Source organism: Bhargavaea ullalensis, from assembly GCF_042432615.1.
Classification (GTDB): domain Bacteria; phylum Bacillota; class Bacilli; order Bacillales_A; family Planococcaceae; genus Bhargavaea; species Bhargavaea ullalensis.
Genome location: NZ_JBHLWY010000030.1, coordinates 1 through 13,431 on the forward strand (window position 1 = coordinate 1; position 13,431 = coordinate 13,431).

The 13,431-nt window shown below is 57.1% G+C and carries 8 protein-coding genes; all 8 read right to left on the reverse strand.

Features of this window, described 5'->3' with window-relative positions; genetic code table 11:
* Positions 1-79: 79 nt before the first annotated feature.
* The 8 genes from ACFFIY_RS07385 to ACFFIY_RS07420 all read right to left on the reverse strand — a co-directional run bounded on the left by ACFFIY_RS07385 (position 80) and on the right by ACFFIY_RS07420 (position 13,409).
* A complete protein-coding gene (locus tag ACFFIY_RS07385; protein ID WP_354196510.1) occupies positions 80-724 on the reverse strand; it encodes a hypothetical protein in 645 nt (214 codons plus the stop codon).
* A gap of 130 nt (positions 725-854) precedes the next feature.
* A complete protein-coding gene (locus ACFFIY_RS07390; RefSeq protein ID WP_354196511.1) occupies positions 855-1,925 on the reverse strand; it encodes an SEC-C metal-binding domain-containing protein in 1,071 nt (356 codons plus the stop codon).
* Between the two features lie 437 nt (positions 1,926-2,362).
* A complete protein-coding gene (locus tag ACFFIY_RS07395; RefSeq protein ID WP_354196513.1) occupies positions 2,363-6,253 on the reverse strand; it encodes a S8 family serine peptidase in 3,891 nt (1,296 codons plus the stop codon).
* Between the two features lie 381 nt (positions 6,254-6,634).
* Complete coding sequence (locus ACFFIY_RS07400; RefSeq protein WP_354196515.1) at positions 6,635-8,239, reverse strand: SulP family inorganic anion transporter; 1,605 nt, start codon at positions 8,237-8,239, stop codon at positions 6,635-6,637.
* 129 nt (positions 8,240-8,368) lie between these two features.
* Positions 8,369-9,877 (reverse strand): murein biosynthesis integral membrane protein MurJ, encoded by a 1,509-nt coding sequence (murJ, locus tag ACFFIY_RS07405; RefSeq protein ID WP_354196517.1) that lies wholly within the window; start codon positions 9,875-9,877, stop codon positions 8,369-8,371.
* Positions 9,874-10,968, reverse strand: a complete 1,095-nt coding sequence (locus ACFFIY_RS07410) for a glycosyltransferase (RefSeq protein ID WP_354196519.1) — start codon at positions 10,966-10,968, stop codon at positions 9,874-9,876. Before ACFFIY_RS07410 ends, murJ begins: the two co-directional genes overlap by 4 nt.
* Complete coding sequence (locus tag ACFFIY_RS07415; RefSeq protein ID WP_354196521.1) at positions 10,965-12,122, reverse strand: polysaccharide pyruvyl transferase family protein; 1,158 nt, start codon at positions 12,120-12,122, stop codon at positions 10,965-10,967. The genes ACFFIY_RS07410 and ACFFIY_RS07415 overlap by 4 nt, the downstream gene beginning before the upstream one ends.
* A gap of 195 nt (positions 12,123-12,317) precedes the next feature.
* Positions 12,318-13,409 carry an acyltransferase gene (locus tag ACFFIY_RS07420; RefSeq protein WP_354196523.1) on the reverse strand — a complete coding sequence of 364 codons (1,092 nt, stop codon included), beginning with the start codon at positions 13,407-13,409 and terminating at the stop codon, positions 12,318-12,320.
* Positions 13,410-13,431: the final 22 nt, after the last annotated feature.

The window sequence follows — 13,431 nt, forward strand, 5'->3', positions numbered from 1 at the left end:
TTGGAAATTCATGTGGCCTAAAAAAGAGTGAGGACGATGTCCTCACCCCAACAATTGACGTAGGGCCCTTTTTTCGAGGTTACATGAACCGTTCCCGATGACGGTCGTCGATATGGTCGCGTGCGGGGCTTCGGTCCACTTCATCCACGGCCGGATCGCCAAACGGTGCAGGGCCGAGGTTAGGGTCTGCCGCTCCCGTGCGAACGCCGGAAAACGGTTCCTCCTCTCCGCCCATTTCAGGCGGCAGCCTGCCTTCTGATACGGCATTGTCGGCCCCGCGATTCAACTCTTCATTTTTCAGTTCCCGGTAATCCGCACCGATACTGACAGAGCCGTCGTCCGGCCGGCGATCAACGCCCCTGGAGTTGACCGACCCGTCATCGATGCCGATCACCTCGTCGTCCAAATGTTCGGCGTCTCTTTCATGAAGGCGGACTTTCCGGTTCCCGCGGGCAACGGCATCAGGTTCTGCCGCAACAGCGCTTTCTCGCCCGGCAGTTCCTTCCACATAGTCTCCTTCATCCTCCAGCCGTCCTTCTGCTTCCGCTTCAAGGCGGTCTTCCTCGTTAAAGAATCCCCGCTGGCCGACGCTCTCTTCAAGCACCGCTTCAGACGGAATGACCGAGTCATTGATCTCCCGTTCAAACTCCGGATGACGATCGGCGAACGACTGTCCTTCCAACGAATCGGCTGTTTCTTCGGGGCTGTGATTTTCACGCTTCATCGCAATTCCCTCCTGTTGGGGTAGTATGCATTAAGTACCCTGTAGGGACGGCCGTTAAAACCAAGACGGATTTTCCGGGACTGAAAGCATAAAAAAAACCCGCCCCATTGTTTAATGGAACGGGCTGCGGTCAAAAGACCTTTTCTTCTTCTTTGTGGAACTTCAGCATGTCATCGGCATACTTTTGCACGGTGGAAGGAGAGACATCAAACTCTTCGGCGATTTTCGTCCGGGCGACTTCAAATTCCCCGAGCAGCCCGGTCATCTGGCCAAAGCGGATGGCGCCCGCCGCAACGCCTTCAAGTTTTCGCGCTTTCGGATTCACTTCATCCAGGAAACGTTCCGTCTTTTGCTCCAGCTCTGCCGATTTGATCTGGTTTTCATCCAGGTAACGACCGACAAGGCCGAGGATCGTTTCGTCCGTGTCTGCTGCACCGTTTTCCTTCGGTTCCTCTTTCGGAGCCTTCTCTTCCGGCGAGTCACCGCCCTCATCATGACCGGCAACGATCCGGTCGCCGGCTTCTGACTCGCCGTGGCCGATCATTTCATACAGGTCGAGCATGTACCGCTGGAGGAACCTGCGGCTGTCCAGATGCTTCTTTAATGAGCGGAGACGGGCAGCCTGTTCGGAGATGCCTTCCAGTCCGGGGTCAACGAATGCCAGGCTGTTCATGAGCAGAACGGCCTCTTTTTCGCCCGCGAGCAGGAAGTGGCCGAACACGGATTCACCTTTCACGATCTCCATGTCTTCTGGGACGTTCCAGCGGTAAGTGCCGCCTTGGAGCACGTCGCGGAGGACGGCCACTCCGTCACTGACCGAGTCCACCACCGCGAACAGCGTGAGCGGCTGCTCCCAGTTTGAAAGGATCCGTCGGACTGTCGGCCGTTCCGCCTTCGTCTTGGCAGAACGGATGTGTTCCTGCCAGGCAACCGGCTCTTTGATCAAATAAAGATACTCGATGGCCTGGCTATGTATCGTTTCCCGGTCATAGTAAGGCGCCAGCCGACGCTCCCATTCCGTAAACAGATCTGCGTTTGTCCGGATGTCAGCCGGTTTCGGATGGGTCGTAAAGAACCTGCTGATGACCTGTTCCAACTCCTGGCCGATCAATTGATTGACCGTGGCCTGATCGACCGCGCCATGGCACTTCTTGTACTTTTTACCGCTGCCGCAAGGGCACGGCTGATTGCGTCCCACCATGTTCTCACCTCATTCAACACGATTGTATCATATATCAGAGAATCGGGATGTCTTCCATTCAAGCTCCGTGAAACCTTATTGTACCATATTTCTAAGGACCTGTTCATAGGCACAATTACCCAGCGCCTTCTACCCTCTTATTTCCTGGCCTTTCCGTTCTTCCCCTCTACTGTATCGCCGGCCGGCCGCCGTGTCCATGAGTCGCGGGGGCTATTATTTGTCTTCACGGATCAAGAGCCTTTCCGCCTATCCTTGGTCTCCAGGCAAACTTGCGCCACTCGGAGCCGAACTCGCGCCACTCGGACTTAAACTTGCGCCACTCGAGCTCAAACTTGCGCCACTCAGCGCCAAACTCGCGCCACTCGCCCTTTCCCCCTCTCCTGACTCAAAAAGAAGGAAGCGCCCGGTAATGAGCGCTTCCTTTCTTGATTCCCTTTTTAGAAGAACTGGACTCCCTTGCCGGGTGCACCAGGCAGTCCCGGTTTGCCCGGCTGGACCGGGTTCAGAACCGGTTTGCCCGGGTTTGCCGGCTTCCCTGGAGGGTTGCCCGGCGTCACTGGATTACCGGGGTTGGCCGGTTTTCCAGGAGGCGTCAATGGAGGCGTTCCCGGGTTTGGATTGCCCGGTTTTCCAGGCTTGTCCGGTTTCTCGCCTTTTGGCAGTTTGCGTTCAATGGTGACGGTCTGGACGGTTTCGTGGCCGCCGAGGTCCACCACCTTGAACGTGTAGTCGAACTTGCCTTCAACAAGCGGAACGGTCAGGTCGATCGTCTCGTTGAAGCTCTTTTTGCCGTACGGTTCGCTCAGGTCATTGGCGAACACTTCGCTGTCATTCACATAGATGCGGATGTCGTCGAAGTTGTCTTTCACCTTGAGCGACACGCCGATTTCCGGTTCTTCCGTCTTCTTCGGAAGCTTGGTCAGGATGTCGAGCTCAGCCGGCGTGGAGTCGACGAAGAAGCGGCGCATGATCGACATTTCGTTTCCATGCTCGTCTTTCGCAGCGACTTTCACGGACTGGAACCCGTCTTTGAGCGTCAGCGTGTGGGAGAAGTTGCGGCCGTCGAATTCGGAGGCATTCTCGCCGTTCACCGTTACGGAAACGACTTCGGATTCATCGGTGACATAGCCGCTTACGGTCACTTTGCCGTCGTCATAGACCGAGAAGTTCGTCGGATCATTGATGTAGATGACCGGCGGGTTCGTTTCCGCAGGCTCGTCCTTCAACTCGTAGTCGCGGTGGTTCTTCGCAAAGTCCCAGACGCGTGCAACGAGTTCATCGTCTTCTCCGACTTCCTGGCCGACCGTGAATTCTCTTTCATCAGGAGAAAGCATTTCGACCTCCTCTGTTGCCGGGTCGTCCGTCAGCGATTTGCCGTTCAGGAGGACTTCCCATGCCTCGACGCCCGTTCCTTCGTCACGGAAGTCAGAAGCGGTGATCTTGCCGGTTTTGCTGTCGAAGTCAAAGTCGGCTTCCGGTGCAACCGTGTCGATTTTGACCGGGAACTTGATCGACTGCCATTCGGCGCCGTCAAAGTCGATGACAGCCTTCAGTTCGATGAAGTACTGGCCGTCTTCGGCAACCTGGCCGTTGACCTTGCCGTCCCATGCATAGTTCATGCTGTACGTGTACGGCGGGTTCGTTTCAGAATTGATATAATGCTTGCGAAGATCCGCAGCCGAGCGGATCGTGCGGACTTTTTTGCCGTCCGCGTCCAGCACGTTCACTTCCATCTGCTTGGCGTTCCGGAAGAGGGAGAACACCGGCACCGCCTCATCGCGGAGTCCGTCTCCGTCCGGGGAGATTCCGAAGCGTTCCGGATTGAAGTCTCCGCCGCCGTCGAGGAAGTAGCCCTGCTCATCGGCAAGCGCCGTGTAGCCCCAGTACGTGCGCGCGTCCCATGCAAAGTAGTCAAAGATCGGTGCATCGTCCCAGCTGCCGTCGAATCCGAAGAACGGAACGGAAAGCGGAACGTTGCCAGTGATGTCTTCATCCGGATCTTCAAGGAAGACGAAGCCGTCCACGAAGAGTCCGTTTGTGAAGAACGACTTCAGGTACTCAATGTCCGAGAGGTCAATCGAGACATTGATCGTTGCTTTGCCATTTGCCGGAACCGTCACGGATTCCGGTCCGTCGAATGCCACTTCGTCTGTCAGCACCATCGATCCGATGACATTGGACGCCGTAACGAGGTCATCGTCGAGCTGTGCGAGGTTGTCCGCCTGCACCGCGTACGAGACATTGTACGTCTTTTCTTCATCCGAGAAGTTCTCGGCGGTCAGCTCGAGGCTGATCCGGCTGTTCGTGATTTCTTTGAGTGCGACTTTCGCTTCGCCCGTCGCCTTGTCGGTCACCACGACTTCCGTGTTGAGCGCGTTGGCGAGCTGCATGAGCCCGGCACCCTGCCGGCGAGGGGAAACATAGTCGCCTGATTCCTCATCGAAGACGACCGGCTTGGCCGTGTTCATGAGAAGTTTTTTCGTCATCTCGGAGCGTTCGCGCCCGGTCAAACCGAACTCTTCGTCGATGCGCTCAAAGAGCAACGCCGCTCCGCCCGCAACGTGAGGCGCCGCCATCGACGTACCGCTCATGATGCCGTACTGGTTGTCTTCCAGCGTCGAGAAGATGTTGCCGCCCGGAGCCGTGATTTCCGGCTTGAAGTCCAGGTTCGGCGTCGGACCCCATGAAGTGAAGTCGCTCATCTGGCCGGCCATAGCGTTCGGCGTGTCGACGTACTGGCCGTCGAACGTCACAGTCACGGTCTTGCCTGCCTTGAGTGCATTGGCCATTTCAACGCCTTCGTTTTGCAGGATGGACATGTACGGGATTTTGATTGCCGGATCGGACGCCATGTTGATCGTCCCTGCCGTGTTGTTGTAGATGATGACGCCTGCCGCACCCGCCGCCTGTGCATTCAGGCCCTTTTCCGTGAAGGCGATGTCGCCGCGGGAAATGAGCGCGTATTTGCCGGTGAAGTCTTTTCCTTCGAAGTCTTTCGGATTGCCGAAGCCGGCATCCATCACTTCAATGCCCTTGTGGCCCTTCTTCACCGGATCGGCGTCATTTGCAAGCAGATAGCCGCTGCGCTTTTCTTTGCCATCAATCGTGTAGCCGAAGCTCATCGTGCGGATGGAATCGTTTTCAAACGAAGCCACGCCGAGGGAGTCATACGAGACGCTCGGTGCGCCGGTGAGCCCGTAGTCCTGGTTTTCCGCGTAGTTGTAATAGTATCCGTCGCCGTAGAGCGCGGAGTTGCCCGCCGAAATGGCGACGAGGAGACCGTTTTCAACGGCCCGCTTCACTGCCTGCTGCTCAGGGCTTTCCTCGTCCACGTAGCCGGCCGTCGAGCCGAGCGAAAGGTTCAGGACGTCCGCCCCGAGCTTGATCGCATCGTCCATCGCCTTGACGTAGATGTCCCCGTATGTGGATGGGTAGAGCGGGTCGTTCCCGAACACTTTCAGGGCAAGCAGCTGCGTTTCCGGAGCCACGCCCTGGATGCCGCCGTTTTCTTCGTTGCCGTTCGCACCGACCGTTCCGGCTACGTGCATGCCGTGCATCGAAGCATCCGGCGCGATGTCGCGGATGATGTCGTTTTCATCCATGTAGTTGTAGCCGAACGGAACTTTTTCCGTGTAATACTTTCCGCCTTGCAGATTGCCCGCCGACAGTTCACGGTCGACGTCCGCCTTCGACAGCGCTGCGGTCGAAGGGTCTGTAAGGACCATGTCCTTGTGTGCCGGGTCAATGCCGGTGTCGATGATTCCGACCACCATGCCTTCACCCTTGAAGCCGTATTCCTCCCAGAACTGTCGTGCCTGGATGAGGTCCTTGGACGAGACCATTTCCGGCTTTTCGACCGGACGCTCGTATTCAGTCGCTTCGTGGACCGCCTTGACGCCCGGAAGCGCAGCGATGACTTTCGCTTCCTTCGCCTTGACGCTTGCCGAGAACCCGTTGAATACGGTCGTGAATTCCTTCTTCACCTTCATGCTCGGCGCTTTGAGCTTCGCCGTGTTCATGACATTCTTCTGGGCATTCTTGATCTGCTTCTGCGCCTGTGCCTGCTGGGCTTTCGGCAGATCCTTGTAAAGGATTCCCTTGTCCGTCGCCTGCTCAATCGCCGGCTTTTCATTCAGCTCGACGATGATCCGCACTTCTTCTTCCGGTTTTTCCGGTTTCGCCAGCTTGTCCGGCAGCTTTGTGGCCGGTTTCTCAAGCGTCAGTTTCGGCGATGCTGCCGGGACTTTCCCCGACTGAGGCGCCGCTGCAAATGCCGCCGTACTGAGCGAAAGCACGAAGACCAGTGCCAAAAGCAGGACTCGTTTCATCTTCCTCACTCCTTTTTCCCCCTTGCCGTTCAGATTTCACTCTTTTTAAATAGAGTGGCAATTATGAATTTATCATTATCTGCATATATTTGGTATGCGTCCTTTTAATCAACTTTTTCTCACCCAGCCGGTCTGATAGTCACAAAGCAACGAGCAAGACAGCGCCCAAAGTCCCAACCCAGCAGAAGAAGAACCCTTCCCGCAACAGTCCCCGTTGCCAACGAATCCACCCGGCCGGCCTATGCGCTCACTAAAGGCTCCTATGATTCCACTCGCGCCGTCTATGCGCTCACTCGCAGCTCCTATGATTCCACTCACCTCCCTCCCTCCCTCCTGTTTTCCTCAATGAAAAAACAGCCCGTTCCCGGACTGCTTCCTTGATCACTTCACAATATTCCGTTCCCCGATTTTCTCAATCAACCCGCTTTTCCTGAGCAGCGTCCGTTTCTCCAGCGGCAGGTTCTGCAGCAGGATCCGGATGCCGGTGCGGTCGGCTTTGTCGAGCATTTCCGACATGGCGGCCACACCGCCCGCATCCAGCACGGTCAGGCCTCGCAGGCGGAGAATGAGCGCATCGGGCTTTTTATCCAGCAGCTTTTCCATTTCCCGCTCAAACGTCTGGATGGTGCCGAAAAAGAGCGGACCGTCGACGTTCACTGCCGTGAACGTCAGACCCGGTTCGACATTGCCGTACAAGTAATCATCTTCATTCGCCGGCTTCGCCTTTAAGTTCAGCTTGCCGCTCATTTTCCGCAGGAACATGAGGACGGCGAGGAGGAAGCCGACTTCGACGCCGACGGTCAGATTGACGAACACCGTCAGGAGGAAAGTGGCCCACAGGACAACCGAGTCCCCGGAACGCATTTCAGCAATCTGGACGAACGGCCGGATGCCGCTCATGTTCCAGGCGACGAACATCAGGATCGGCGCCATGCTCGCGAGCGGGACGTGCGAGGCGAACGGGGCGAACAGCAGCAGCACGAGCAAAACAAAGACGCTCTGCACGACGCCGGACATCGGACTGATCGCGCCGGACCGGATGTTCGTCGCCGTCCGGGCAATTGCTCCCGTGGCGGGGATTCCGCCGAACAGCGGCACGGTCATGTTGGCGATTCCCTGGCCGAACAGTTCCCGGTTGGACTTTGTCTGGGAGCCGCCCGCCATGCCGTCCGCCACGACGGCGGACAGCAGCGACTCAATGGCGCCGAGTGCCGCGATGATCAAGGCCGGCTGCCAGAGCTCGACAATCTTCGGGAACGTGATGTGCGGAAAAGCGAATTCCGGCAGTTTCTGCGGAATGCCGCTGTACGCCGTCCCGATGGTCGCCACTTGTCCCGGGAAGAAGAAATACGCGATCAGTGTCGGGATGAGAAGGGCGACGAGGAAAGCGGGAACTTTCGGAGCGAAGCGGGTGAGTACGAGGATCACCGCAAGCCCGATCACGGCCGTGAGGATCGAGAATCCGTTCACCGTTCCGATGTTCCGGAAGATCTCCATCATGTCGAGATGGAAGAATTCCTGCTGCTCGACGCCTTCCAATCCGAGAAAGTTCGCTATCTGTCCGGCGAAGATGATGACGGCGATTCCGGCGGTGAATCCGACCGTCACCGCCCTCGGGACAAAATGGATCAGGTCGCCGATTTTCAAAAACGACATGATGAGCAGAAAGACCCCCGCCATGAATCCGGCGATGAGCAGGTCTTCGTACCCGTACTGGAGGACAATGCCGAGAAGGATCGGGATGAACGCCCCCGTCGGACCCGCAATCTGAAAACGCGAGCCTCCGAGCAGCGCCACGAGCAGTCCTGCGATGATTGTGGTATAAATCCCGTATTCCGGCTTCACGCCGGAGGCAATCGCAAAAGCCATCCCGAGCGGAATGGCCACAATACCGACAGTGATGCCGGCCACAATATCATGCTTGAGCGTCTTTCGGCTCAGCAATTCAAAACGGTTGTCTCTGATGAACATTGCTTCACGCTCCACAAGTTATTTACAGAGCATTCACTCTCTCATCCTATTCTATCGTAGATCAGGAAGTTTGTGCAAAAACTGATTATAACAACAAATGGCGATGTCAGCGGAAGGCAATGGAACTGTCCGGGAGCCTGTTGATCACGCTTTTCCCCGCCGCAAAAGACGACCCAGAAGAAGATCGATTTCCTTCACTCCGGCCAATTTCATCAGAGCCGCCGCAATCACACCGAACACGGCAAGGCCGCCGACCGCGGCAACCAGGTCTCCCGCCCAGCGAAACAACCAGCCTGACAGGGCGCCGGCCGGAACGAGCAACAGGAGGACGAGCGGCAGCCGCCAGCCGGACGCGTGCCGGGAGAAGATCGACAGGCCCATTTTTTTGGATGCATACCCGATCAACAATCCCGAATTCACTGCGGACGACACGCCGGTCCCCCAGGCGACGGCACCGACGCCGAGCGGGCCGATGAGCAGCTTGATGACGGCGATATTCACCGCGAACACGCTCACGATCGAGAACAGGACGGGCACGGCGGAGTTCCCTTCCGCATAGTAAAACCGCGTAATGTACGTATTGAGCGAGATGAAGAAGATCGACAGGCCGAACAGCCTGACGATCGGCGCTGTAAAGGCGACCGATTCCGCGGTGAAACTGCCTCGGCCGAACACGAGACCGGTCACCGGCCCTGCGAAGAACCAGATATAGATCGCCGCCGGAATGAGAAGCAGCGCGAGCAGCCGCAGTCCCCGTCCGTAAAGCGACTCGACCGCCGACCGGTCCCCCTCCCCGACTTTCTGGCTGAGCAGCGGGTAGATCACCGTCGTGACGGCGGTCATGAGGATCGCCTGCGGAAACTGCGTCAGCTTCGACGCGTAGTTCACCGCGGCGACCGCCCCTTCACCGAGCTGTGATGAATAAATCCGGTGGATCAGAAAATAAAACTGCAGTGTCGCCCCGCCGAACATGATCGGGAGCGCCATTTTCCAGAGCAGCTTCTGATCCCCGCCGGACGGACGCTTCGGACGGAACGAGTACCCGCCGAGCCGCCGGAGGCCGAGAAACAGGAACGCCGCCATGACCACCGCCGCAAGCAGCGCCCCGTAACCGTATGCATCCGGGCCAGACGAGCCGGTCAGTGCAAAGGGAATCACGAAGAACAGCGCATTGTAGATCAGGATCGCGACGCTCGACAGATGGAATTTTTGATTTACATTGAGGAGTCCGCTCAGCCAGGTCGACAGGACGAGGAACACGGCGGACGGCATCATCCACAAATACAGGCGCAGCGTCAGCGCGTATTCCGCGTCTTCAAGTCCGCCGAACAGCAGGCGGAGCACAGGTGCCGCCCCGATCATCAGCCCCACTGTCAATAGACCGGTGATCGCCGTGATGCCGGTGAACGTCTCGCGCACAAATGCCCGCCGGTCCCCTTCCGTCCGGTGATACACCGAAATGAACGCCGTCGTCAGCGCACCTCCGACCACGAGATAAATAAAATTCGGAACCGTGTAGGCGGTGATGATGCTGTCCGCCGTCCGGCCGGTTCCGAACTGGTACCCGATGAGCATTTCCCGCGCAAAGCCGAACAGGCGGGCGACAATGTTGATGACGGCAACCGCGCCGATGATTTTCATGAACTTGTTCATCGACCCGCCGCCGCGTCTTCATAGATCTCGAGGAGCTCCCGTAAAATCTGATCCTTGGAATGCCGCGCGACTTCCCGGCGGATTGATTCCCCGTCGAACGCCCGGCTCTCCGGGTCGAGCGCCTCCCGGATCCCGCCGGCAAGCGCGTCAGCGTCCTTTGGCGGAACGGGAATGCCCCGGTCATCGCCGAGCAGGACCGATAAGCCGCCGACACCGCTGCCGACGACCCGGATCCCGCTCGCCATCCCCTCAAGTGCAACCAGGCCAAAGCCCTCATGATAGGAAGGCAACGCCAGAACATCGCACGCATTCATCCATTTCGACAGCCGTTCCTGTGGCTCCGTGCCGACGAAACGCACCCGGTCCAGCCCGAGCCCGGCAATATGCGCCTTCAGCTCGTCCGCATAGCCGGCGTCTTTCGTCGACCCGACCAGATAAACCGTCACCGGTTCCCCTTCACGGTCAAGGATTGCCGCGGCATCCACCAGTTCCCGCGTCCCCTTGGCTCGGATGATGTTTCCGACGAAGAGCACCGCCTTCTCGCCTGCCGGGATGCCAAGCTCCTGTCGGACCGCTTCCCGGTCCCGCAAGCGAAACACTTCCGTGTCGACGCCCATACTGAGGACCGACACACGGGACGCCGGAACGCCGTATCCATCGGTCACTTCCTCATATAGCCGCCGGCCGACCGTCACGACATGGGCCGCTTCCTTCAGTATCCGCTCCGTCATGCGGCGGATCCCCGCACTTTTCCTCGCCATCTGATCCAGATCTCCGCCGTGCACCGTCACCACATACGGAACGCCGAACAGCCTCTTGCCGATGAGAGACAAGAGGCCGGTCGGAAAAGCATAATGCGCATGGGTCACCGTGTAGGATTTACGCCCGCCGATCAGCCGGCGTGCCGTTTCCAGCGCCCAGCCGCCGTATTTCTTCAAGGCGGCCGCCTTCCCTTTGCCGGGATCGGTGATCGCCGCAACATCGACGTCAATCCCGTTCTCCCGCAGAAGCTCCACCTGGTTGCGCACAAAAATGCCGTACGTCGGATGCGATTCGGTCGGATACATGTTGCTCAAAACTAATATTTTCATCTTGCCTTCTCTCCCGCCGCAATCGGAATGAACTGCTTCCGCCCGAGATCCGAACTCGTCTTCAGCCGTTGCCGGAGCTCGCCGGTTTCCCGGACAACAGACGACCAGTCCTGTTCAAGCTCCGTGACGGCTCGCTCGAGGATCCCGGCGTCTTTTGTCAGGGCATCGATCTTGTGGCAACGGCCCCCCATCCCGGCCATGTCCATGAAATCCGCCACCTTGTGGTGATAGGCGATCCCGACGACCGGCGTACCGGCGTTCAGCGCCAGATAAACGGAATGCAGCCGTGTCCCGATGATGAGATCCTGCTCGCCGCTGATGCGGATGATGTCCGCAGGCTTCAGGTTTTCCTCGATGACGACGGTCTTGTCTTTCTGCTTCATCCGGTTCCGCACCTCGACCGACACATCCACGTCATGCGGATATTTCGTCGAAAAGAACGTCAGGAGAAGATCCCGGCCTTCAAGCAGCCGGTCCAGATTGTCCGCCATCCCCTGCACGTAGTTGTCATATTTGATGTCGTTCGCTTCCGGCCAGTACGCCAGGCTGTAATACGGCACGACCGTCACGCCGATCTTTCGGATCGACTCTCCGAACTCCTGCCGTTCGCCCGAAGGAAGGGCAAACGACGGATCGCCGATGATTTCAATCGGCCGGCTGACGCCGATCGACTGAAGCAGCTTCTTGGACTCCGGATCCCGCACCGACGCGCTTGACGCACCCGATACGAGCTTGCGGATAAACCACTTCCCGACGGCCGAATTGATCGGACCCGCTCCGCACGCATAGATGACGTAAGGGACCTTGCCCCACTTCGCCATGAACCCGTAGGATCCGAACAGCTGCGCCTCACGGTTGTAGAAGTCCATCAAGATGCCCCCGCCCCCGATGATCAGGAGGTCGAGCTCGCGGATAAGCGGCGAATTCTTCTTCACCGTCTCCATGAACGTCATCGTGGCCGACGACCGCTTGTAATACAGCGGCGCCGCCTTCACCCCGAACCGGTGAGACGTCTGCGGCGGATTATTGCTGAAGACGGTGATCGAATCCGGCCCGATGCCGTAATGATCCTTCACCTGCTCGATGATCCCCGCAAGGATCGCCTCGTCCCCATTGTTGTTGTTCCCGTAGTTCCCCACAATGCCGATTCTCATTCTGTTCTTCCTTTGCCTGCAATTATGATGTCCGTGTTGAGATTCTCACTTTTGAGAAGGTCGGTTTGACTCTATTTGTTAACTATAACACAGTTGAATGGAGCGGACTATAACCGGATGTGCCCTGCATTCAGCACGGCCGGTTCATGTTTAGTGACGCTTGATTGACGAAAACGTTGCACACATGCCCTGAAATTACTTCTCCGTGGTTCTCGCCGGTGATGGAAGCTTGCCGAAAATGAACCAGGCACCAGGAAACACCAGATGAACTGCGCGGATCAGTCCATAGCAGCTTGCCATGACCAGGACATATCGTAGGAATATGAGCGCGTGGAAAGTCCATCCACCCTCTGACGGCAACCACATCTCCCATAAATACAAGAGGAATGGATGAACCAGATAAAATCCGAACGAGTAAATCCGAAGCTGCTCAGCACCATTCCGGATCCGCTCAGAAGCAACCTGCTCCAGCCTGATCCCCAGCTTAAACAGCAGATAGCACGCGAGCAGATAATAAAACATCGCAATGAACTTGAACGGTGCATACGGCATCACCGGTTCTTTTAGAATGTTATGTTTCAGATAAAGCTCCATATAGAGAATGCCGATCACGAACGTTGCGGCCGACACGGCCAAATATTTGCCGGCGGACCATGGGTTTTTCAGCTTCTGGTAGTGGATGCCCGTCCATCCGCCCATCAGGAAACTGGCAAGATAGACCATGAAAAACGGGAAGTCAATCCAGCCATATGTACGGTTCAGCACCTGGTAAATTAATTCGGCCAGAAAACCGAGCAGAAACAGCCACTTTCGGACGAACGGAACTTTTCTCACCAGGTAAACAAACACCGGCATCAGGAAATACAGCTGAACCAGAATCATGATAAAGTACAGTTGATAGTTTGCGCCGCCGTCCAGCAGATCACTGAACAATTGCCCGATGCCGTCGAAGTTCCGGTAGCCCATGGCGTGCCCGAACCATTCGTAGAACACGGACCAGACAATGTACGGTGCCAGGATGTAAAGGAACCGTCTTCGGTAAAACCCGAGCCACGTCTTCGCGGTGAACGGCTTTTCCTCGTAGTTATAGAAAAGCAACATGCCGCTCAAAAACACGAATACCGATCCTTCAAAACGGGTGAACCGGTTCAAAAACAGGTAAACCTGATAAAGGGGGCTATCCGTCGGGACATGGAAAAACGCCACGCCCGTTGTATGGATCAGGACGACGAGAGACATCGCCACGACCCTCATATATTTTAGCGATTCAATCCGTTCTTTTTTCATCTGTGTCCCCCGCTCATTTGAT

What these genes read in the sequence shown, in the direction of transcription:
- ACFFIY_RS07415 (WP_354196521.1), bottom strand. Translation starts at nt 12,122, where the DNA reads ATGAGAATCGGCATTGTGGGGAACTACGGGAACAACAACAATGGGGAC.
- ACFFIY_RS07420 (WP_354196523.1), bottom strand. Translation starts at nt 13,409, where the DNA reads ATGAAAAAAGAACGGATTGAATCGCTAAAATATATGAGGGTCGTGGCG.
- ACFFIY_RS07410 (WP_354196519.1), bottom strand. Translation starts at nt 10,968, where the DNA reads ATGAAAATATTAGTTTTGAGCAACATGTATCCGACCGAATCGCATCCG.
- ACFFIY_RS07395 (WP_354196513.1), bottom strand. Translation starts at nt 6,253, where the DNA reads ATGAAACGAGTCCTGCTTTTGGCACTGGTCTTCGTGCTTTCGCTCAGT.
- ACFFIY_RS07385 (WP_354196510.1), bottom strand. Translation starts at nt 724, where the DNA reads ATGAAGCGTGAAAATCACAGCCCCGAAGAAACAGCCGATTCGTTGGAA.
- ACFFIY_RS07390 (WP_354196511.1), bottom strand. Translation starts at nt 1,925, where the DNA reads ATGGTGGGACGCAATCAGCCGTGCCCTTGCGGCAGCGGTAAAAAGTAC.
- murJ (WP_354196517.1), bottom strand. Translation starts at nt 9,877, where the DNA reads ATGAACAAGTTCATGAAAATCATCGGCGCGGTTGCCGTCATCAACATT.